The sequence below is a fragment of the Pseudogemmobacter bohemicus genome (assembly GCF_003290025.1).
GTDB classification, from domain to species: Bacteria; Pseudomonadota; Alphaproteobacteria; order Rhodobacterales; family Rhodobacteraceae; genus Pseudogemmobacter; species Pseudogemmobacter bohemicus.
The window spans coordinates 10,529-30,852 of record NZ_QNHG01000008.1 but is presented as its reverse complement, the minus strand read 5'-3'; the positions used below and the strand labels follow the sequence as shown (position 1 = coordinate 30,852).

25 protein-coding genes and 5 pseudogenes are annotated in these 20,324 nt (G+C 61.3%); 13 read left to right on the top strand and 17 right to left on the bottom strand.

Annotation, left to right across the window (positions count from 1 at the left end; translation table 11 throughout):
- Positions 1-490: hypothetical protein (locus tag DRF71_RS26190; protein ID WP_232831702.1), on the top strand; the 490-nt coding region annotated here is incomplete at its 5' end.
- Positions 491-699: 209 nt separating this feature from the next.
- On the opposite strand, the gene DRF71_RS26185 is transcribed toward DRF71_RS26190, so the two are convergent.
- The 6 genes from DRF71_RS26185 to DRF71_RS28305 all read right to left on the bottom strand — a co-directional run bounded on the left by DRF71_RS26185 (position 700) and on the right by DRF71_RS28305 (position 3,125).
- The gene (locus DRF71_RS26185; protein WP_157971292.1) at positions 700-1,263 is read right to left on the bottom strand and encodes a hypothetical protein; all 564 of its coding nucleotides are present in this window, start codon (positions 1,261-1,263) and stop codon (positions 700-702) included.
- The gene (locus DRF71_RS26180) at positions 1,260-1,478 is read right to left on the bottom strand and encodes a hypothetical protein (RefSeq protein WP_112313397.1); all 219 of its coding nucleotides are present in this window, start codon (positions 1,476-1,478) and stop codon (positions 1,260-1,262) included. The genes DRF71_RS26185 and DRF71_RS26180 overlap by 4 nt, the downstream gene beginning before the upstream one ends.
- Positions 1,475-1,912: a hypothetical protein gene (locus DRF71_RS26175; protein WP_112313472.1), complete on the bottom strand. Its 438-nt coding sequence runs from the start codon at positions 1,910-1,912 to the stop codon at positions 1,475-1,477. The genes DRF71_RS26180 and DRF71_RS26175 overlap by 4 nt, the downstream gene beginning before the upstream one ends.
- Positions 1,913-2,129: 217 nt before the next feature.
- Positions 2,130-2,243, bottom strand: coding sequence for a DUF6915 family protein (locus DRF71_RS29570; RefSeq protein WP_456300097.1), 114 nt, complete (start codon positions 2,241-2,243; stop codon positions 2,130-2,132).
- Positions 2,244-2,254: 11 nt separating this feature from the next.
- On the bottom strand, positions 2,255-2,740 hold the full coding sequence (locus DRF71_RS26170) for a DUF6878 family protein (protein WP_112313396.1): 486 nt from the start codon (positions 2,738-2,740) through the stop codon (positions 2,255-2,257).
- 220 nt (positions 2,741-2,960) lie between these two features.
- Positions 2,961-3,125: a hypothetical protein gene (locus tag DRF71_RS28305; protein ID WP_169742256.1), complete on the bottom strand. Its 165-nt coding sequence runs from the start codon at positions 3,123-3,125 to the stop codon at positions 2,961-2,963.
- A gap of 569 nt (positions 3,126-3,694) precedes the next feature.
- Here DRF71_RS28305 and DRF71_RS26165 point away from each other — a divergent pair.
- The gene (locus tag DRF71_RS26165; RefSeq protein ID WP_112313395.1) at positions 3,695-4,303 is read left to right on the top strand and encodes a DUF6088 family protein; all 609 of its coding nucleotides are present in this window, start codon (positions 3,695-3,697) and stop codon (positions 4,301-4,303) included.
- Positions 4,296-5,333: a nucleotidyl transferase AbiEii/AbiGii toxin family protein gene (locus tag DRF71_RS26160; protein WP_112313394.1), complete on the top strand. Its 1,038-nt coding sequence runs from the start codon at positions 4,296-4,298 to the stop codon at positions 5,331-5,333. Before DRF71_RS26165 ends, DRF71_RS26160 begins: the two co-directional genes overlap by 8 nt.
- Positions 5,334-5,413: 80 nt before the next feature.
- Here DRF71_RS26160 and DRF71_RS26155 read toward each other — a convergent pair whose 3' ends face one another.
- Entirely contained in the window at positions 5,414-5,737 is a 324-nt protein-coding gene (locus tag DRF71_RS26155) for a DUF736 domain-containing protein (protein WP_088233866.1), read from the bottom strand.
- A 701-nt stretch (positions 5,738-6,438) separates the two neighbouring features.
- Positions 6,439-7,005 (bottom strand): recombinase family protein, encoded by a 567-nt coding sequence (locus DRF71_RS26145; protein ID WP_028094410.1) that lies wholly within the window; start codon positions 7,003-7,005, stop codon positions 6,439-6,441.
- 140 nt (positions 7,006-7,145) lie between these two features.
- Here DRF71_RS26145 and DRF71_RS26140 point away from each other — a divergent pair, with 140 nt between their 5' ends.
- Positions 7,146-7,355 (top strand): DUF4158 domain-containing protein, encoded by a 210-nt coding sequence (locus DRF71_RS26140; protein WP_232831701.1) that lies wholly within the window; start codon positions 7,146-7,148, stop codon positions 7,353-7,355.
- Here the strand turns inward: DRF71_RS26140 and DRF71_RS26135 are convergent.
- Positions 7,356-7,652 (bottom strand): annotated as a pseudogene (locus tag DRF71_RS26135) (Tn3 family transposase); the annotation flags it as partial.
- 203 nt (positions 7,653-7,855) lie between these two features.
- Positions 7,856-8,206, bottom strand: coding sequence for an ArsR/SmtB family transcription factor (locus DRF71_RS26125; protein WP_112313393.1), 351 nt, complete (start codon positions 8,204-8,206; stop codon positions 7,856-7,858).
- Between the two features lie 56 nt (positions 8,207-8,262).
- On the opposite strand from DRF71_RS26125, the gene DRF71_RS26120 reads away from it, so the two are divergent.
- The 3 genes from DRF71_RS26120 to DRF71_RS26110 all read left to right on the top strand — a co-directional run bounded on the left by DRF71_RS26120 (position 8,263) and on the right by DRF71_RS26110 (position 10,193).
- The gene (locus DRF71_RS26120) at positions 8,263-9,117 is read left to right on the top strand and encodes a cation transporter (protein WP_037298733.1); all 855 of its coding nucleotides are present in this window, start codon (positions 8,263-8,265) and stop codon (positions 9,115-9,117) included.
- Complete coding sequence (gene lspA, locus DRF71_RS26115; protein ID WP_456300096.1) at positions 9,069-9,623, top strand: signal peptidase II; 555 nt, start codon at positions 9,069-9,071, stop codon at positions 9,621-9,623. Before DRF71_RS26120 ends, lspA begins: the two co-directional genes overlap by 49 nt.
- 102 nt (positions 9,624-9,725) lie before the next feature.
- Positions 9,726-10,193, top strand: a complete 468-nt coding sequence (locus DRF71_RS26110; protein ID WP_112313392.1) for a DUF411 domain-containing protein — start codon at positions 9,726-9,728, stop codon at positions 10,191-10,193.
- 9 nt (positions 10,194-10,202) lie between these two features.
- Here DRF71_RS26110 and DRF71_RS26105 read toward each other — a convergent pair.
- Both DRF71_RS26105 and DRF71_RS29650 read right to left on the bottom strand, forming a co-directional pair.
- A pseudogene (locus DRF71_RS26105) lies at positions 10,203-10,789 on the bottom strand (IS5 family transposase); the annotation flags it as partial.
- A 215-nt stretch (positions 10,790-11,004) separates the two neighbouring features.
- Positions 11,005-11,406, bottom strand: a pseudogene (locus DRF71_RS29650) (transposase); the annotation flags it as partial.
- Here DRF71_RS29650 and DRF71_RS26095 point away from each other — a divergent pair.
- Together DRF71_RS26095 and DRF71_RS26090 are read left to right on the top strand one after the other, a co-directional pair.
- Positions 11,345-11,848: a hypothetical protein gene (locus DRF71_RS26095; protein ID WP_164615052.1), complete on the top strand. Its 504-nt coding sequence runs from the start codon at positions 11,345-11,347 to the stop codon at positions 11,846-11,848. The pseudogene DRF71_RS29650 and the gene DRF71_RS26095 overlap by 62 nt on opposite strands.
- A 233-nt stretch (positions 11,849-12,081) precedes the next feature.
- Positions 12,082-12,984, top strand: a pseudogene (locus tag DRF71_RS26090) (Tn3 family transposase); the annotation flags it as partial.
- A 110-nt stretch (positions 12,985-13,094) separates the two neighbouring features.
- Here DRF71_RS26090 and DRF71_RS26085 read toward each other — a convergent pair.
- The 4 genes from DRF71_RS26085 to DRF71_RS26070 all read right to left on the bottom strand — a co-directional run bounded on the left by DRF71_RS26085 (position 13,095) and on the right by DRF71_RS26070 (position 16,062).
- A complete protein-coding gene (locus tag DRF71_RS26085; protein WP_456300098.1) occupies positions 13,095-13,514 on the bottom strand; it encodes a c-type cytochrome in 420 nt (139 codons plus the stop codon).
- Between the two features lie 11 nt (positions 13,515-13,525).
- Positions 13,526-15,013, bottom strand: a complete 1,488-nt coding sequence (locus DRF71_RS26080; protein WP_112313389.1) for a multicopper oxidase family protein — start codon at positions 15,011-15,013, stop codon at positions 13,526-13,528.
- 68 nt (positions 15,014-15,081) lie between these two features.
- On the bottom strand, positions 15,082-15,459 hold the full coding sequence (locus DRF71_RS26075) for a hypothetical protein (protein ID WP_112313388.1): 378 nt from the start codon (positions 15,457-15,459) through the stop codon (positions 15,082-15,084).
- A 75-nt stretch (positions 15,460-15,534) separates the two neighbouring features.
- On the bottom strand, positions 15,535-16,062 hold the full coding sequence (locus DRF71_RS26070) for an Lrp/AsnC family transcriptional regulator (protein WP_198672399.1): 528 nt from the start codon (positions 16,060-16,062) through the stop codon (positions 15,535-15,537).
- Here DRF71_RS26070 and DRF71_RS26065 point away from each other — a divergent pair.
- Both DRF71_RS26065 and DRF71_RS26060 read left to right on the top strand, forming a co-directional pair.
- A pseudogene (locus DRF71_RS26065) lies at positions 16,061-16,186 on the top strand (IS3 family transposase); the annotation flags it as partial. The gene DRF71_RS26070 and the pseudogene DRF71_RS26065 overlap by 2 nt on opposite strands.
- 323 nt (positions 16,187-16,509) lie before the next feature.
- Positions 16,510-16,902 carry a group III truncated hemoglobin gene (locus DRF71_RS26060; RefSeq protein ID WP_020952701.1) on the top strand — a complete coding sequence of 131 codons (393 nt, stop codon included), beginning with the start codon at positions 16,510-16,512 and terminating at the stop codon, positions 16,900-16,902.
- Between the two features lie 123 nt (positions 16,903-17,025).
- Here DRF71_RS26060 and DRF71_RS26055 read toward each other — a convergent pair whose 3' ends face one another.
- Positions 17,026-17,727 (bottom strand): VIT1/CCC1 transporter family protein, encoded by a 702-nt coding sequence (locus DRF71_RS26055; RefSeq protein ID WP_112313387.1) that lies wholly within the window; start codon positions 17,725-17,727, stop codon positions 17,026-17,028.
- Positions 17,728-18,020: 293 nt separating this feature from the next.
- On the opposite strand from DRF71_RS26055, the gene DRF71_RS26050 reads away from it, so the two are divergent.
- Together DRF71_RS26050 and DRF71_RS26045 are read left to right on the top strand one after the other, a co-directional pair.
- Positions 18,021-19,937, top strand: coding sequence for a heavy metal translocating P-type ATPase (locus tag DRF71_RS26050; RefSeq protein WP_232831699.1), 1,917 nt, complete (start codon positions 18,021-18,023; stop codon positions 19,935-19,937).
- Positions 19,930-20,324, top strand: a 395-nt coding sequence (locus tag DRF71_RS26045; RefSeq protein WP_157971301.1) for a universal stress protein, incomplete at its 3' end; no start/stop codon positions are given. The genes DRF71_RS26050 and DRF71_RS26045, both read left to right, overlap by 8 nt.

Here is a 20,324-nt window from a genome sequence, read left to right as displayed (position 1 = left end):
GGGTTCTGACACTCGCATGGAAAGACAGGTGTCAGATCCTGATCACCCGAAGGATAGGCCGGACGTCTCTGTTTTCGACCTTGGCCTTGCCTTCGAAAATGAAGACAAATCGTCCCCCATCACCATCGTGGAGTTCAAGCGCCCGAAAATTGACAACTACACGTTGGAGAAAAACCCCATAACGCAAGTCCGAAAGTATGTTGAAGACATGCGAAAGGCCGGTGAAGCGATCAAGTACGACGGGACCCCTATCCGCTCTATCGAAGAAACTACGCCGTTCATGTGTCACATCATCGCGGATGTAACGCCGAGGCTGCGTGATGTGATGAAGGCTCTCGGGAACTTCCACCGAAGGGCGGGCTCAAACACCTACTATTCGTGGGATTCTTCCTATTCGATTTTCATAGAGGTTTCGTCTTTCAAAGACATTCTCGAGTCCGCCAAGTCGCGCAATCGAGCGTTCTTCGAACGTATCGGGATTTCAGTATGACTGCGTCTGCTTCCTGCAGTTAGCTGCCGCTCCTCTTAGGCACAACGGACGTCCGCTTCCCGCCTTTTGATCGATCTGATAGCACTTGATGGAGGCGGGGCTACGAGCATTTGAAGCAGCAGATCCGCCCACGAAGCTGGGGGCATTATCCTTGGCGACCTCCAGCAGCTCATCGAAGCAATGGATCGTGATCCCGATAATTTAAGGAATCACGCAGCCCTCCGCTGCAGAAGCGCGAGCTGTGCAGCATCGCGCCAGAACGGATCGACCAGGCGCCCTTCGGTCGCGGCAGCCTGCCTGCGCAAACCACTGGCTTCGGCATGTCTGCCCAAATCGGTGAGATGCTGCGCTTCAGCCCGCTGGCGGCAGGCCAGGGTAACCACCGCCCGCGCTTCAGTATCGCTGGCGACGGGCTGGCACCAGGTCACGTGCCGGTTTGAGACTTCGCCAGCGAGCACCAACCCATGTTCCGCATCAAGCACCGCGATCATCTGCGGCGTGAAGCCGAGCGCCGGATCATCGCCACAGGCAACGTCGCCGCTTCCAAGGCGCGTTGACACCAGCATCATCGCATCCACAAGGCTGTCACAGGTGCCGAGATCGACGCTGCGCTCGAAGGCCCACTGCTCGAGCTCGGGATCGAGATAGCGCGCCTCGCCGGAACAGCTTACGGTCAGAGGATAGCGCTGCGCCAATTGAAGCTGCGCAAGGGCCTGGCTGATCAGCACCCGCCCGGCGGATCGAAACCGTTCAGTTGAACCAGAATAGGTCATCGCGGTGTCTCCACGACGGGCAGCGGAAGCCTCTCTCCCACCTCATGACCCGTCGCTTTACCCCGTCCCAGCTCTCCCTCCCTGCCGCGCAGCAGACGCGCGCGGCCGAGGTTGTCGGCATGGCTGACCAGCAGGCCGTCGGCGCTGCGCCCAAATTCGATAACGGGCAGATGCCAGGAGGGAGAAGCGGGGGTGATCGGGACCGTGGTGTTCATCCTGCGACCGCCTCCACGGCGTCGATGTCCGTGCCATTCAGAACGGCGTTCAGCCATTCATGCGTGCTGATCCAGCCGATGCTCTTGCGTGCGCCAAGGTCGATGACATGCGCCCCGCCACCGAAAGCCTCGACCCTGGGGCGAGAACAGGTATTGGCATAGTCGAACCCCCAGAGGCCGGTGAGGTTCAGCTCTTCGGCAAGGCGCAGCACGAAGTTGATGACGCCCTCGACGTCGCCCTGATCATCATCATGGATCCAGAGTTGCGAGCCGCTCGGCCCGTCTTGCTGGACAAGATCGAAGCCGTTGAACGCAAGCTCGTCGGCATCCGCCTCTTCGGCGCGCAGGCGGTGGAACAGCGCCATCGCCTTGGCGGCATTCTCAGGCGAACCCGCATCGAGCAGGCAAGAGAAATGGGTGAAGTAGTCGGCCATGACAGGCTCCTTGTCAGAAATGGAAAGCCCGGCGCGAGGCCGGGCCTGGTCGGGATTACGGAGGGAAACGGTCAGATGACCGAGGACGTGGCGGCCGCATGGGCGGCCAGCATCTGGCGGTAGAAACGCCGCCGGGCGAGCCTGAGGCCAGGATCCTTGCGGATAGTGGGATGGAAGGCGCGGGCAGCGGCGCGCAGAACTGTGAACGCGGTAGGGCCTAAAGTCGGCAAGGATCAGTTTCGAGGCACCAGCTATGCAGCTCGATGTAATCCTCGACCACGCCACCCCACTTTTTCACTGAGGACAGGGCGTGATGATAGGGATGTGCCATGTTCCCCGCCCTCAGAAGCTGTGGTTGAACTGTTCGGACGAGGTGAACCGCTCGTTGTAGTCGAGCAGGATCGTCCCGGCCTCGGCGTCGAAATGAAACGCGCCAAACGCGCCGTCGCAATTCTCCCATCCGCCATGGCTGTCGGAGAGGAGGTCATAGGCCAGGGTTTCGACGGCTTCGGACAGCGACATGCTGCTGGTCGAAATCTCGCTGATGCCCCAGCTGACCTGTGCGAGGGTGATCGCGGTGTCCGGCATCGGCACTACGGTTTCACCACGGCGGGCATCGATGTCTTCGACCTGCCCACTGTCGCCGGCGCCGTCGAAGGTGACGATGATCTCGGTGATCCCGGCGGCGCGCATGGCCGCGAACAGCGTCTCCTTGTTCTGCGCCATTGCGGTCGTGCTGAGCGTCTGATGCGCTAGTTGCGAGACATCAAACTGCGCCATGGCGGCCGCCAGGCTGGCTTCCGGGGTGGCTGCGATATCGTAGGTCATAGGATTTCTCCTGAGAGCAAAGGGACGGGTGAAGCCGACCGGCGCTCTCTCTGGGACCGGAAGGCTCGCGCTTCCCGGATCCCTCCTCGACCTCTCCCGCGCCGGGGTTCATCCCGGCTCCGTTGCGCGGCGCGCGCCACAGGCGGGTGATCGCGCGACCCCGGTGGACGGCGCGGCCCGCCGCGCAGGCCGCCCGGAGGGGGTGAGGCGCTTGCGCGCCTCACTGCCAGGGGTCGATCTCGAGGGCGATGAGCGTCTCATCGCCATCATATTCATCGGCGGGCATGGCGGCATGGCTGCCATCGCCGGCCTGAAACACGACGATCGAGACCATCAGCGTGGCGGCGAGGCTGGCGGCAAAAGCGGTGGCATCCTTCTTGGACATGGGACTGGCTCCTGTCTTTAGAGACGAGGGACCATCCCCCGCTCGACAGGCGCCCGAAGTGTCTGACCGGATCTGCAATCACCCGAGGGCGTTCGGTCTTTTGCCGAACCCCCGAGGGCGGCACGCAAAGCGTCAAGCCGACCCTTTATGGGTTGATTTCAAAGAGACGGATCGGACCAAGGTTTGCGAATGGAAGCGGGGATGGGGCATTGGCTCTGACAGGGGCCTTATCCCGTGACGGCATGCCTCCGCTGCCGCCGGCCTTGGCGCTTCGCTGATCAAGGGTATCGACGTGTTACAGGCCAGATCACAGATCTGCGCCGCGCCGACGATGAATAGGGTGGCTTCCAACGGATGCCTGACAGCCCCCTGGCACTGGGCGCAAGTGCCGAGCCCGGCCCCTTCGCGCCCAGCCGAGCACACCGCTCGCACCGCCCCTGTCCGCGACCGCGATAATCTCAGTCCGCACAAGAGATATAGCTCCGTGCATCGCGCACTTGATTGGAAGAAAAACATAGCCTATTTTCTGACACATGAAGACTGTATCTGCCTCTGTTCCCGATCGGATCATGAAGCGTGTCCGCGCAAGCGGACGCGGCAGCGTCTTCACGCCCAGCGACTTTCTGGACGTGGCAACCCGTGGCGCGGTGGACCAGGCGCTGTCGCGGCTGACCAAGGCCGGAGACCTCCGGCGTCTCGCCCGCGGCCTTTATGACTTCCCCAAAACCCATCCGAAGCTCGGGGCCCTTAGTCCTTCACCCAACGATGTGGCCAATGCCCTCGCGCGCGAAACAGGATCAAACCTGCAGATTGACGGCCCACAGGCTGCCAACGCGCTCGGCCTCTCGACGCAGGTCGCGGCGCAGAGCCGTTGGCTGACGGATGGGCCTTCGCGCCGTGTTGTGCTCGGGAAGCGGGTGATCGATCTTCGCCATACGTCGCCCAAACATTTGATTGCCCCCGGCAGCCCGGCCGGAACGGTCGTTCAGGCCCTGCGCCATGTAGGTGCTGCACGGGCCTCTGACGTGATGCACGCGGCCAGCCGTCACCTCTCGGCCAGCGACAAGAAGCTCCTCGCCAGGAATGCGACGCAGGCACCGGCGTGGATGCGGGCAACCCTGCTCTCGATTGCCGACCCAAAGCCTTCAGGATCCGGGGTGGGAGCCGCGCTTGGATAAGGTTGCCCGCCTGTCGGCCTCTGACCGTGCCGCTCTCTTTGGGGAAACCGCCGCTGGCCGCGGCGTCGCCAACACGATCATCGAGAAGGACTTCTGGGTTTGCTGGACCCTACGGCGGGTCTTCTCGCTGCCGCCCGGGGAAACCGCGTCACTGGTGTTCAAAGGCGGCACCTCGCTGTCCAAGGCCTATGACGCGATCCGTCGGTTCTCCGAGGATATCGACCTGTCCTTTGACCGGACAGAACTGGGATATGGCGGCGAACGGGACCCTGAGCAGGAAGGGCTTGGAAAGAATAAGGCGGCGAGGCTGATTGCGGATCTGGTGACGGATGTCGAAACGCATGTTGCCGAACGGCTGCTTCCCGCCCTGCAAACGGAATTCGCGCGCCATCTGGGCAATCCCGCCGACGGCGGCTGGTCACTCAAGATAGACCCGAATGACGCGCAGACGGTGAATTTCCACTATCCCCCGGCCTTCGGCGGCACGGATTATGCGGGAATGTCCTACATCACCCCCCGGGTGAAGCTCGAACTCGGGGCGCGCGGAGACCCCTGGCCAACTGAGGCGAAGGTGATCCGGCCCTATGCGGCTGAAGATTACCCTGACTTCTTCGACGCGCCTGACACCAGGGTCACCGTCCTGTCTGCCCGGCGCACCTTCTGGGAAAAGGCGACCGCACTCCATGCCGAGGCCCATCGCCCTGCCGGATCGCCGACACCGCAGTATTTCTCCCGACATTTCTACGATCTGGCCATGCTGCTCGAGACCGAAGAAGGGGCCGCTGCATCGCGCGATTGCGAGCTGTTGGCGCAGGTGGCGCAGCATAAAGCCATCTTCTTCCGTTCGGCATGGGCAAACTATGACCTAGCCAGGCCCGGCACGTTGCGACTTCTGCCCGGCGAGGATCGGATCAAGGATCTGCGAGTAGACTACAGGGCCATGGCGCCCATGATGTTCGATACGAAGCCGCCGACTTTCGATGACATTCTCGCCCGAATCCGGCGTTTTGAGGATGACGTGAACGCCTGATCCGCGGTCCGCCCGAAAGCCGTCGGGCACCGGCAGCGCCAAAGGCCCCGGCCTTTCGACCGGGGCCCTGGTTGGGGGGATTACTCCCCTCGGCGGCTGTTGGGGCGCGACCAGATCAGGCTCGAGCCCTCACCGTCCTCGTCGTCGAAGAGGTTGGCGTAGATCGGGTGCGCAAAGCTCGGATCGTCCAGCTTCAGGCCCAGATAGTCCCGGCCCTCGGTAGAGCGCTTCGACCAGGCGGCGCCGATCTCCGCGCGCCCGACCAGGATCCGGTGCGAAGGTGCGTTCTCACCCGTGGCCCGCAGGTCGGGGACGATGCGCACGCCCTTGGCCTGAACGCTCAGGGTGACGATTTCGCCGGTGTATTCGTTGCCGGTCTTCTTGAAGGTGCCGATGGTCGCCATTGTCTGTCTCCATTCTCTCGTGTTCGAGTCCGCTCCATTGCGGCCTCGATGGCGATCGACAGGCCGGAGACGACGGCCGGCGCAGTCCCGTCCGGGACCTCGACAGCACAGGCAGGACTTTCTTGCTTCGCGAGGAATGACGGCACCGCCGGCAGGGGAAGAAAGTTCAACGACGCTGTTGCGCCGAAACGTCGAAGCGCGCTTGCGCGCTGGTCTTCGGCCAGATCAGCCCATCACAGAGGACGCATGCGAGCGGTCCCGTCACTCCCAGAGAGACAGGAGACAGCGGCGATCCTGAAGGTACCGGCAGGAAGGCCCGACAGGCAACCACCGGCGATGATCGCCCTAGCCGTGAACAGGCCAGTGCGCGCCCTTCCCCGACCTGCGGGCCACGGGGAAGTCGACGCATCAGATTGGATACGGCCGGGACGCCGGATCGGCACCTGCCGCCCAAGCGCTCTACCGGGAAGAGGGACAGGGCAGGAAGCGCGATCAGAGCGTGCCACTGATCCGCAGAACCCACGGTCGAAGAGGCCGGAAAGAGGGAAAGACTGAGCCCTGTGCGCTCATGACGACCCTGGGGAAAAACGCCAACCAAAACGGCCGGTCGAACGGCCGGGGTGACCATTTCAAGCCACCTGGCCCCATCGGAAGGTTTCTTCGTAGAACCACGCTAAGGAAGAACGAAGCATAAACATGGCTTATGGCGTGGTGTTTCTGATCACCTTGTAAGCTGTTGATCTGCCTATGCCGAGGTGTTTTGCGGCCTGGGCGACGGATTTTCCGGCGCTGACGAGATCTTGAAGGGCTGAGATTGTCTCGGGCTGCAATGGCGGCCGCCCCGGGGTGCGGCCATGCTTTCGAGCGTTGATCAGGCCGTCTTTGGTGCGCTCTGAGATCAGGCGGCGCTCGAAATGCGCAATGGCCCCGAAGACGTGGAATACGAGTTCGCCAGCGGCGGATGTCGTGTCGATCCGCTCCTCAAGGCTGATCAGATTGATCTCTCTGGCCTTGAGGTCATCGACGGATTCCAGAAGCTCTTTGAGCGAGCGGCCCAAGCGATCTAGGCGGATGACAGCGAGAGTATCGTTGGGCCTGGCCTGATCAAGCAAGGCCGCCAGACCGGGCCGGTTGAACGTCTTGCCGGAGATCACGTCTTCGAACACGCGAATGGCACCGTGTTGCAGCAGTCGGTCTTTTTGGCCGGACAGGTCTTGGTCGGCGGTTGAGACCCTTGCGTATCCGAGGATGTCGCCGGTGCGTGGCATGGTGTCTCCAAAACGACCGTTTTGTAGCCTGACTTCACGTGATCGCTGTGATCCTGAATTGGCGCAGCAAATCTGTCTTTTTATTGGTCTCTATAATATTCGAGGTCTTCAAACTTGCAACTACGTTTTGAGGACACTTTATGGCCCGCCGACTACTTTCTTCCCGCGCGCATGCAGACCTCTTCGAGGTGCTGACGGATCCTGATGCTTTGATCCGCCATTATCTGCTGAGCCGGGACGACATTGACCTGATCCGTACCCGACGTCGCGCCGAAAACCTCCTTGGTGTCGCGGTGCATATTTGGGGTCTGATGCCGGAGAGTGCAGAATACTACGCTAAGGTGGTTTGATCATCTTTTGGGCCACCTGTATTCGCCAGTGAGCAGGATGTGGGCCCATCCGAGGGGTGAGATATGCGCTAGCAGGTCGGGTGAGCAATCCAACCCATTACGGCGGCGGATGGCGACAGCCTGACCGAGGTGCTTGGTGTTCCAGTAGATAATGATGGTGGTGAGCAGGTTCAGCCCGGCCATCCTGAAATGTTGGCCTTCGGTTGTCCGGTCGCGAATTTCACCTTGGCGGCCAATACGCAGCGCATTCTTGAGGGCGTGATGGGCTTCGCCCTTGTTCAGGCCGATCTGGGCGCGACCCGCTATGACCGATGCCCCAAGGTGTTCCTCTCAGCCATCGCCCTCGCGGCTCTCGTCATCTATTGGTTATGAATCCTGACCCTAGAAAAGGTCGCAGTGGCACTAGATGTCGATGCAGTGGAGTTGCTGCGTCCGTTGATCGACTAAATTATTGCGATCCAAACCTTTCATGGAATCCAAGCACACACGCAAAGGACCGTTTATTCCCCGCAATAATTGTCACACGCCTCAACACCCTCTGCGACCACATCGAGAAGGGCGTCCACGTCATTCAAAAGAGCTGTAATACGCGGACTGCTGATACGGTAGCGGATGAAGCGTCCATCGCGGTCGCTGGCGACAAGCCCACAATCCAAAAGACATCGGAGATGGTTGGAGACGTTTGATTGCGATAATTCCGTGCGCGTCACGATCTCGTGAACGGCCAACGGCGCTTCGCACAAGGCGTCCAGAATCGCGAGACGGCTTGGGTCCGCAAAGCCGCGAAACAGCTTCGCTCTTCGCTCGATGGCGGTGGCCCCGGTGTTGCGGTCGGCGACAACCTGGTCCATATCATTCCTCACTGATATGTTGTTTCTTGATTCACCCTAGCAGGAGTATTGCACCGATGGCCAACACCGAAAGCACCCGATCGACAGCAGATACGTCGCCCGTCCGTTACCGGGTTTCCGGAATGGATTGCGCCAAGGATGCCGCCCAGATCGAGCGGGCGGCGCAGTCTGCGGGTGTCGCGCCCGACGCAGTGAAAGTATCAGCGGCGACCCATATCATGACTCTGAAAGTCCCTGAAGCAAGCCTGCCGGAGATTGAAAAAGCCGTTGAGACAACGGGATATGGGTTCGACCGCATCGAGAGCGACGAGGACCTTCAGCAAAGTGCGGCCCATCAGGACCCGGGCTACCGCCGCGCGCTCTGGATCGTCGTGATTCTAAATGTCGGTTACGGCGTTCTGGAAATGATTGGTGGGTTTATTGCCGGGTCACAGGCGGTGAAGGCCGACGCGCTGGATTTCATCGGCGATGGCGCGATCACTTTCTTGGGGCTTCTTGCCATCGGATGGAGCCTTCTCTGGCGGGCACGCTCTGCCCTGATCCAGGGCATCTTTCTCGGCCTGCTTGGCCTTGGGGTCTTTAGCACGACCATCATAAGGGCATTCGAGCCGACAACCCCAGACGCCACATTGATGGGGATTCTGGGCCTGATTGCTCTTGTGATAAATGTCATCTCCGTGCTGCCGTTGTTGCGGTACCGCAAGGGCGATGCGAACATGCGCGCTGTCTGGCTTTTCTCGCGTAACGACGCCATCGGCAACGCCGCAGTCGTTATCGCCGCTGGGCTAGTGGTTTGGCTGGGCAGCGCTTGGCCCGATCTTATCGTCGCGTTCGGGATCGCCGGACTGTTCCTGCACTCGTCATGGGCGATCATCCGCGACGCGCGGGCCGATCTGAAGGCGGTGGCATGAACAGCCGCGTTCTCGGTGGGCTTTGCGCCATCGCCGCGTTTGGTGTTGATCAGGGCACCAAGGCTCTTGCCCTGAACTCCCCGGCGCTTGAGAACGGGGTCGAGGTTCTGCCCTTTCTCAACCTCGTGCGGGTTTTGAACGATGGGGTCAGCTTCGGTATGCTCGGCGGGGTCGTACCCTGGTGGGGTCTGGTCGCACTTGCTGCCGTGGTCGTGGCATGGCTGCTGATCTGGCTGTGGAAGGCTCCGGACAGGCTGACAGGTGCGGCGCTCGGTCTGATCATCGGAGGCGCGCTTGGCAATATCCTTGATCGTCTGCGCTATCAGGCGGTCCCTGACTTTCTGGATTTTCATTTCGGAACATACCACTGGCCGTCCTTCAACCTCGCTGACGTGGCGATTTTCTGTGGGGTGGCACTGCTGTTCTGGGACGGCTTTCGCGCGACGAAAGGTAAGCCGGGACATCAGGTACAAGACCAACGCGAGGGAAATATCACGGGGAGATAAACGATGTCCGGCATACCATCCGCAAAGGGCTTCGACAGCACGTTCGCCCAACTGCGCAACCCAAGGCCCGCACAAGACATGCCATCCAAAAGGAGAAATGCGATGCACATAACGCGCCGCCAAATTTTGACCGCCGTCGCTGGCATTGCCAGCGCCGCGCCGCTTGCGGCATTTGCGCAAGTTGCACCAACAATCCACGTTCTCAAAGACCCTAATTGCGGCTGCTGTCGCGCCTGGGTCGCCATTCTTAGGCAGGAGGGCTTTCGCGTCACCGAGGAGCGGAGCTTTGGGACTCTTATGATGCGTCACAAGCTGGACAACGGCATCCCGCAAAGAATGATATCGTGCCACACGGGCGAGATTGAGGGTTACATGATCGAAGGGCACGTGCCGGTCGCCGACATCCGCCGCCTGTTGGCTGAACGGCCAGATGCTGTCGGTCTCGCTGTTCCTGGCATGCCCTATGGGTCGCCTGGAATGGGCCCAGAAGATCAGCGTGAAGCTTATGATGTGTTCTTGATCCGCCGGGATGGTAGCAGCGAGGTCTTTACGAGCTATTCCGCAGCTTAGGGTCAGGATTCATAACCAGTAGATGACGAGGGCGGCGAGGGCGATCGCCGAAAGGAAGACCTTCGGGCACCGGTCATATCGGGTGGCGACACGCCTCCAGTCTTTGAGTCTTCCGAACATGATCTCGATGCGATTGCGCCGCTTGTATCGGCGCTTATCGTATTTGACCGGTGTCTTGCGTTTCTTCCGGCCTGGGATACAGGCGCGTATCCCCTTGTCCTGCAAAGCTTCTCTGAACCAGTCAGCATCGTAGCCCCGATCCCCGAGCAGCCATTTGACGTTTGGCAGGCCGCTGAGCAATGCGCGTGCGCCGATGTAATCGCTGACCTGTCCGGCGGTGACGAACAGGTCGATCGGTCGTCCCTGACTGTCGCAGATGGCATGCAGCTTGGTGTTCATGCCGCCTTTGGTTCGACCGATCAGACGACCACGCCCCCCTTTTTCGCGGCCATGCTGGTCGCCGTTCGATGGGCCTTGAGATATGTCGCGTCGATCATCACGGTCTTCTCTTCGCCGTGCTCAGCGGCCAGACCTGCCATCATCCGGGCGAAGATGCCTTTCTCGCTCCACCGCTTCCACCGGCTGTAGAGCGTTCTCTGATTGCGGCCTCGTCAAGCGTGGGGTTGTGTCCGTCCGGGGTCATGGTTCTCTCCGAGGTCGCATTGAGCGCCTCATGATGGTTTTCGGCGGTGGATCGTCTCCAATGTCTTGTGCGGGGTGTGGCGCCTAGCCATCCCATGCTCTACAGCGAGATCGATCAACCTCCGTCCCGTTGGGACTGCGCTCCCCGCTTCAGGGGCGGGAACTCAGATCAGGCGGTGGCCTCATTTGTCCATTGATAGTCGGTTCCATTTTTCCAGATCGTCAGCATCAGCACGGCGATTTTGCGGGCCGTCGCGACCGCCGCCTTGCGGAAGCCGCGACGGCCGGCCAGTCGCACGGCCCAGCTTTTGAGCCGCGAGAAACGTTTCACCTGGTGGATCACGGATGACGCCGCCTCGAAGAGTAGCCCGCGCATTGCACCGTCACCGCATTTCGAAACGCGGCCCGACCAATCCATCTCGCCAGACTGATGCCGCTTTGGCGTCAACCCAAGAAAAGCGCCCACATCCGATGTCCGGCTGAACCGAGCGGGGTCATCAACCAAGGCTATGAAGCTGAGCGCGTTGACCGGACCAACACCGGGGATTGTCATCAGGCGTCGCGCGCTCGCAGCGCTTCCACGCACGCCCCTCGAAGCGATGGAATTCCTTAAGTTTGAGCCGATCGGGTCGCACCCATTGGAAGATCGGCCATTGAATATTATCGAGCAAGTGAATCAGACCTTCACCTATCTTGCTGCGGTGAAGGCGGCTGATCTTTTGATGCAATGGCATCCAGAAGCGGAAGGGTTCAGGCTCGCACCTGGAGCGCACGCACCAAAAGGGACGCTCGATGTGGAAAGCCTCGCACCCGGTATTGTCGGTGCTGAGACGTTCGCTGCTGTGCGCCCCGAAAACAACCGTAAGCTCGCCAATGATCTGACGAAGTTGGCTGGTCGCACTGAACATCATCGCTACGTATTTTTCATATCGCCCGCGTTTCCCAGAACGGAACGTTTGCCGGAAAAAGAGCGGAACAGTGTGAAGGTTTATTCCATAGCATTTAATGCATGATGGCATGCAATGCGCCTTTCATGCTTCAGTCTATACTTCAGATTTCACGCTCATAACCTCGCTCAGGTGAGAGAATTTGCTCATTCAGCCGTTCCTTTTCGACCACATATCGCAATGTCGCCCCTCGATCCGACTGTCGGCTCATCTGTTCTGCGAGGGCAGGCAATCCTGATGCCTGATCCTTCCCAACAAACACCTCTGTCTGCCCACGTGCGCGCGTCATGGCCACGTAGGCGCAGACATGGTACCTTCGGCCGGAGACATTCGCGGATGCCTTGGGCCGTATCGTCGACGCCCATCATGGCCTGCCCTTTGCGCAGCACTGGGGCGCGGTGGAGCACAGCTCATCGGATGGGCAGTTCTTCGCTGCCAATCGTGGCAGTGGGCTCATCAACGCCAAATACGGACCCGATCCCGGCCTGAAGATCTACTCCTTCTTGTCGGGTCAGTACGGATCGTTCCATTCCAGTGTCATCGGGGCGACCGCAGGCGAAGCCCCCTTCGTGCTTGATGGCCTCCTGAGCAATCCGGCCAGCTTCGACCCTCTTGTGCATTACACAGATACCGGTGGCGTATCGGACCACGTCTTCGCCCTGTTCCATCTCTTGGGGATGACATTCGCCCCGCGCTTGCGCGACTTTCCCGACCGGCGGCTGGCATGCTTCGGAAGCGCGAAGGCGTGGCCCACCCTGTCATCCCTCATCGGGAAGCCCATCAACGAAGAAGTGATCCGGCAGCATTGGGGTGACATCATGCGTCTCGCCGCCAGCATCCGCGACAAGTCTCTCAAACCGTCTGAAATCCTGCGCAAGCTTGGAGCGTACCGCCAGCAAAACCGGCTCTACCTTGCCTTGGGTGAAATCGGCCGGATCGAGCGCACGCTCTTCATGCTCGACTGGATCGAAAACGCCGACCTGCGCATGGAATGCCACGCAGGCCTCAACAAGGGTGAAGCGCGACACTCGCTGGCTCGGGCCGTCTTTGCCCACTCACAAGGGCGCATTCATGATCGCTCTGATGCCGCCCAACAGAAGCGGGCCATGGCGCTCAACCTCGTCATCGCCGCCATCACGTTCTGGAATACGATCTACATGGACAAGGCCGCCAGCCACCTCGCGCAGACCCACGGCATTTTTTGTGACTTCATATCCAGTTTCCGTTTAAGGTTCATTGCGCCGGATTTGCCCGACACAGCCGGGCCCTCGCCGAGACTGATGCGATCTGTTTGCGTCCGACGACCGTCTCGTTATTCAACGCCTGATACCCGGCGCTGATACTTGGCCTCACGCTCTGGCCATGTGCTTTTGATGAATGCCAGCACCGCTTCCATGTCCTCGGGCGTCAGGGCACCCGCGAAGCCTGGCATGTCGCTTTCGTAGCCGTTTCCGACGACTGCGGCGGTGCCGAGCGCGATGATGGAGAGCAGCAAGGCATCGGAATGATGCCAGCTATGCCCGGTCTTATCATGCGGTGGAGCAGGCAGGCGGCCGTTGGCGGCAGGGCTTTGCCAGTCAGGTTGGCCTTCAAGCTGCTGGCCATGGCAGACCGCGCAGTTTGCAGCGTAGACTTCCCGCCCGCGGGATACAGTCGGGTCTGGCCGTGGGTCGGGGGCAAGAAAGACCCCGACCCCGGCCAGAATGCTCAGCAGCGCAGCCCCGCCGATCAGAAGATCACGCCTCACGCTTCGACCGCAAATTCCGTCATCATGCCTGTCGCCAGATGCGGCATGTGGTGGCAATGCAGCATCCAGTTCGCGGCTTCACCGGCATCGACGGCAACAGTCACCATCGACATCGGCGGAACATAGACCGTGTCGCGCCGCGCACCTGCCATGCGTCGCCCATTGATTTCCACGACCTGGAAACTGTGGCCGTGCAAGTGCATCGGGTGACCCATCATCGACATATTGTGGAACATCAACTCGACACGCTCACCGCTTCTGGCGCCAATCGGGCGGTGACCGCCCCACACCGCGCCGTCGATGGTCCAGACATAGGGCTGCATGGTCCCGCCCAGCATCACCATATGGCTGCGATCGACCGACCGGGACGGCAGGGCGTCAAGGGCAAGCAGTTGACCTTCCTGCGCCAGATCGACGTCGAAGGCTGCGGCTTCTGTCTCGCCCATTCCGGCGATCCGGCTGATGCTGGCCCCCGGGGCGGCGAGCACGATGCCGGTGCGCTCGCGTGCACCCTCCCTGAGCGCGAGGATCGGCCAGGCCGCGCTTTCACCGGGCAGATCAAGTTCGATATCCAGACGTTGGCCCATGGCCACGCCAAAGCGGGTTCCCGCGAGCGGCCGGATGTCATGGCCATCGACCGCCACAAGCCGCCCTGCGACCGTGCCGGTATCAATCCAGAAGACGGTTGCCGCAGCGCCATTGATGATTCGTAGCCGCACTCTGCCACCGCGCTCGACCTGGATGATTTCGGGATCGGCAAGCGTGCGGTCATTGGCCAGATAGGCGTCCCAGTCATGGTCGTTGAGATCCATCTCCATGCCGGACATGCTGCCATGCTGCATGCCCCCGATGGCGCCGTTGCCCATGGCGCCGTGGTCCATGGCGCCGTGGTCCATCCCCTGCACCGGCGCCGGCGTCCCGTGACCCGCGCCGTGACTGGCCCCATGTCCGCCGGTGATTTCCGCCATGACCTCTTCGGGGGACTTGAACGAGAAATCATGCAGCAGGATCACAACCTCCTGCCTGTCGGCACGGACATCTTCGGGGCGGCGCACGATCAACGGCGCTGCAAGCAACTGCATTTCTTGGATCGGGATATGACTGTGCATCCAGTGGGTTCCTGGCTGCGGCGCAAAGTCGTAACTCCGCTTCTCGCCGGGCGAGAGCGCTGCCATCGGCGCGTCCGGCACCCCGTCCTGTGCATTCGGAGGGATCTGTCCGTGCCAGTGGATCATCGTCGGCACCGGCAGATCGTTGCTCAGATCCACCCTGAAGCGCTCGCCGGGGTTCAGAACAAGGCCTGAGCCCTGCGGCCCGGTCAGGCCAAAGACCGTCGCCGCGCGCCCGTTGATGTCCAGGCTTCGCGTGGTCGCAGAAAGCCCGAGAGCGGTCTCCCCTTGCGCAAAGGCGCGGGAGTTGAATTGAAATGCGGCTGCCATGGCAGCACCTGCGACAAGGAAGCCGCGTCTGGATACGAAAGGCATGATCTCTCCTCGGGATGTGATCCCGCTTTGCAAGAAAGGGAAAACGGCAGGAATCCCCTGCCGGTCACTCACAGGAGAGAGGAAATGGGAGGGCGACTGTCCTCATCGGGAAGGGTTTCCCGGAAGTCGGTGCCTGGCCCCGAGACGTAAACATCTGTCCTCGGGGAGTACTGCGATACATCGGCCAGAACAGGGAGGGGGACCGAGAGGCCGAGGCATACTGCCTTGCATACGGCCACATCGACAGCGCAGTCGCTTTGGTCCTCACAAATTACTGCAGAATGACCGTCGTCATGCAGTGCCGCGTGCTGGTCGTTGCCACCGGACATGCGGAACTCATGCGCCGCCGCCGCAACGGGTGACAGCACAAGAGTGAGCAAGGCGGCAATAATCATCAGCAGACGAAGCATACCATCATGGTAGTTTTCCACTGCCACCTTGTCCATGCGACACTGCCGCCCTGCCGCACACTATAAAGCGAGGAGTCTATGACCGCGTCAGAGCGGCAGTTCAGAGGTGAGCTAGATCTTTTGCATAGGGATGTCGGATTTTACATTCTGAACACCCTTGATCCGGGTCAGATGATCGATCTGGAACTGGCGATAGTCATCGAGATCGCGGGCCACAACGCGCAGCAGAAAGTCGCAATCGCCCGCCATCAGGTGGCACTCGACAATTTGCGGCAGGGCGCTGACGGCATTGGTGAAGTGGTTGACGGTTTCGACATCCTGCCCGGTCAGCCAGACACGGGCGAAGACCGTCATGCCCATCCCGATTTCCGCCGGGTCAAGTACCGCGACGTAGCGCTGAATGACACCAGCTTCTTCTAGCGCCTTGACGCGCCGCAGACAGGGCGAGGGCGAAAGCCCGACCTGGGCTGCCAGTTCGATCTTCTGCATCCGACCATCTTTCTGCAATGCGCGCAGAATACGTCGGTCTGTTTCGTCTAGTCTGGTCATGGAAGAGGCGGCTGCGGGAATCTGAACAGCCGGGATAAGTGGATTTTCCGCGTAACGGCAGCATGATGCTGCGAGCGAGGAGAAGACCATGGCAAGACGACCGCGCCGGAACCACAGCCCGGCTTTCAAGGCGAAAGTGGCGGTAGCCGCGATCAAGGGCGAGAAGACCATGATCGAGCTGGCGCAGGAGTTCGACGTTCACCTGAACCAGATCAAACGGCCATGGCCTTCAAGCTGATGATGTCGGCCCAGAAGAAATGGCGAAAACTCGACGGCCACCACCGCCTCCCAGAAATCATATAGGGGGTTGAGTTCCGCGACGGCCTCCGTCAACTTCAAACCGCCGCCTGATCAAGCGTCACCAACTTTCGACCATAGCTCAGCGAAAATTCCGCTACACATCGGGCCGCCAAGATCCGATGAATGGATCTGGCACTCTCTGATGTGAGTTCATAATTCTTATGATGGCCGGGCCACGTTAGAAGCCATGCGCAGAGGAAACACTCGTAACACAGAGGCCGGTGAAAGGGGGCCAGTATGAATGCGCGTAGGTTTGACATTACCGCCGAAGAAATCGGCGTGGTGGTCGCGCGCTTTTACGCAGACATTCGCCACCATCCAGTTCTTGGGCCAGTTTTTGCACGGCACGTCACGGATTGGTCAGAGCATGAAAGCAGGATCATGTCTTTCTGGCGTAACGCGATCCTGCGCGAACAGGGCTACGATGGAAACCCCATGTTCGTTCACAAAGAGGCAGGAGACATACGCGCTGAGATGTTTCCAATATGGCTGGACCTCTTTGATAAAGTGCTGGCTGCTAACCTCACAATAGATCAGGCCCGCAATTGGTCAGCCCTCGCGCACCGGATTGGCAAGGGCCTCAGCTATGGGCTTGCGCAGGCTGGCGATCCCCCAAACCTCCGCCGCTGATAGAGAGGCAGCAGTTTCATCAACCAAATCTTCGACAATGCCAGAGCCGTTAAACCGGGCCCTTTTGAACTCTAAAATACCTTTCCCCCGATCCCCAAGAAGGGGGATAGCCCCCCTGCCTGCCTAAACCGCGACCCCAAATAGTTTCCCGATAGCGGCGGTCACTGCCATCGCGGCACCGCCCCAGAAGACCACACGCAGTGTCGGTCGCAACAACTTGGCTCCGCCGGCCCAAGCCCCGAGAGCCCCGAGAACGGCAAGCGCGAGCAGCGTTGTCACAGTAACCACGACGGCGACAGTTTCTGCGGGTGAGACGAGCGCAGCAACCATCGGCACAGCCCCGGCCAAAGTGAACGTGAGCCCAGAGGCAAAGGCAGCCTGTAAGGGATTGGCGCTATGCACCTCAGAGAGGCCGAGTTCATCGCGCACATGGGCCCCAAGCGCGTCAGCTTCGGTCAACTCGCGCGCGACAAGCGCTGCCGTCGCGGGCGAGAGACCTCGGCTCTCCCAGATAGAAGCCAGTTCCGCCTCCTCCTCCGCGGGTGTCTCGCGCAGAGCCTGCACCTCACGGGCGATGTCAGCACCTTCAATATCCGATTGTGAGCTGACCGAGACATATTCCCCCGCCGCCATCGACATCGCCCCGGCGGCCAATCCCGCGGCGCCTGCAATCAACACCGCCTCTGCGGAAGGATTGGCGACCGCCACGCCCACGATGAGCGCCGAGATCGAGACGATCCCATCGTTGGCGCCGAGCACCGCGGCCCGCAACCAACCGCTGCGGTTGACGAAATGCACTTCTTCATGGGCTGACTGATAGGTCATGGCCGTCCCGCTCCAATTTCATACTGTCGATCTGACCCTGTAGATTCCAGGCCGCGCCAAAGCTTCACCGCTCATCCGCGCTCGATGGATTGAAACGCTGACGAGGCAATCGACTTCCTTAAACTTCCGGTAACAATGTAGGGTGAACCGGATCATTGCAATTGATCTGGGTCATAGCCGACGTTGGACGGAATGAATGATCGGCTCCTCATGCGCCGAACCCGCCGCATGCGTGTCAACACAGGAAGCTTCCTATGCCCAGCACCGCCCCTGTAAGTCTTGAAGAACGCCTCATGCTTCCCCTCACGCTCGCGGCGAGTTTCGGCATGGCGGCCGCCTTCTTCGGCACCTTCGTGCTGCCGGGGATCTGGCTCACGGCAGGGCTTGCACTTGTCTATCTTGCGGCCGGGCTTCCGACGGGGCTGCGCGCGCTTGGTGCACTTTTCAAGGACCACGTGCTCGACATCGACCTGTTGATGATCATCGCGGCTTTGGCCGCGCTTGCGGTAGGCGCCCCACTGGAGGGGGCGGTTCTCCTCACACTCTTCAGCATTTCGGGCACGCTGGAGCATCGCGCTATGGGCCGCGCCCGCCGCGCGATCGAGGCGCTGATGGCGCTGCGCCCCGAGACTGCGCTGCGGCTGAGCGCCACGGGCGCGACAGAGGAAATCCCCGTCGTGGCGCTTCGCGAGGGGGATTTGCTTGTCCTGCGTCCGGGCTCGCGCGTGCCCGTGGATGGCGTGCTTGTCACCGGCGAAGGCACGGTCGACGAGGCGACGATCACCGGAGAGTCGATGCCCGTCTCGAAGGCGCCCGGCGCGAAGCTTTTCGAGGCGACGGTCAACCTCAATTCCGTGCTGACCATGCGCGCAAGCGCCACCGTCGAAAGCAGCACCGTGGCGCGGATGATCGACATGGTGACCGAGGCCCAAGCCGCCCGCGCGCCGTCCGAGACCTTCAGCGCCTGGTTCGGGCAGCGCTACACCGTGGCCGTGCTTTTGGGGGCCACGCTGGCGTTTGTTGTTCTCTGGGGGATGGGGGCTTCCGCCTCCGACGCCCTCTACCGCGCTGCGGTGCTGTTGGTGGCGGCAAGCCCTTGCGCCGTGGTGATCTCGGTGCCCGCCGCCATGCTGTCGGCGCTGGCGGCTGCGGCACGGGGCGGCGTGTTGTTCAAAGGTGGCGCGGCGCTTGAAGCCTTGGCAGAAGTGAAGAGCTTTTCCTTTGACAAAACCGGCACCCTGACCACCGGAGTTGCAGAGGTCACCGACCTCACCTCAGAGATCCCCGAGGGGCGCATGCTGGCGCTGCTCTCGGGTTTGGAGGCGCAGTCCGAGCATCCGATCGCCGCCGCGATCCGGCGCCGGGCAGAGGCCGAGGGGCTTGCCCCCGCCGCCATTCGGGATGTGGTGACCCATCCGAGTGAAGGCATCACCGGGATCGACGAAGAGGGGCCGATCTGGGCCGGAAACCAGCGGATGCTGGAGCGGATGGGGGCACGTGCCGATACCGCCGGGGCTCAGCGGCTGAAGGCCTCTGCCCAAACCGTCACCTGGATCGGCCGCGGCGCGCAGCTGATCGGTGGTGTTACGGTGGCAGACCGCCCGCGGCCAAGCTCTGCCGCCGGGCTTTCGCAACTGCGTGCGGCGGGGGTGGCGCATCTGGCCCTGATGACCGGGGATCGCCGCCCGGTCGCCGAGCGGATCGGACGGGAGCTTGGCTTTTCCGATGCGGAGATCCACGCCGAATTGTTGCCGGAAGACAAGGTCAAACTGGTTGCCGCGCTTGCCGAAAAGGGCCGGACGGCCTTCGTCGGCGACGGGGTGAATGATGCCGCTGCCCTTGCCCGGGCGGATGTCGGCGTCGCCATGGGGGTTGCGGGCAGCGAAGTGGCGCTGCAGGCCGCAGATGTGGCGCTTCTGTCCGAGGACATGACCCGCCTTGCCGCCGCCCGGACACTGGCCTTGCGTACCCACCGGATCATCCGGCAGAACCTCGGCTTTGCCTTGGCGATGATGGTGCTTCTGGTGGTCTCGGCGCTATTTTTCGAGCTGCCTTTGCCGCTTGCCGTCATCGGCCATGAAGGGGGCACGGTTCTGGTGGTGCTAAACGGGTTGCGGCTGCTCGCCGATCCGATCCGCAATGATCGCGGCGCGGCGCGAAAAGCGGCCTCGCATCCCTCCTCCCAACCTCAAGAGGTTTCTCATGTATAAGCACATCCTTATCACCACCGATGGCTCTGAGAACGCGGGCCTCGGCCTTGAGCATGGCATTGCACTTGCATCCAGCATCGGCGCTGCGGTGACGATCCTGACTGTGACGCCGCCCTTCCCGATTGCAGCAGCGGCGATGGGGGCAGGGGCATACACGCCAGCGGCGGTTCTCGAGGGCTATGATCAGGCGCAGCGCGAAACGGCAGAGCGGATCCTTGAGGCCGCCGCAGAGCGTGCGAGACATGCGGGCGTTTCTGCAACCGCCCTGCATGTGCCTGATGCCACGCCTGCTGATACTATCTTAGAGCGCGCCGAAGCACTCGGTTGCGATCTCATCTGTATGGCCTCTCACGGGCGGCGCGGGCTGAAGCGGATGCTACTTGGCCC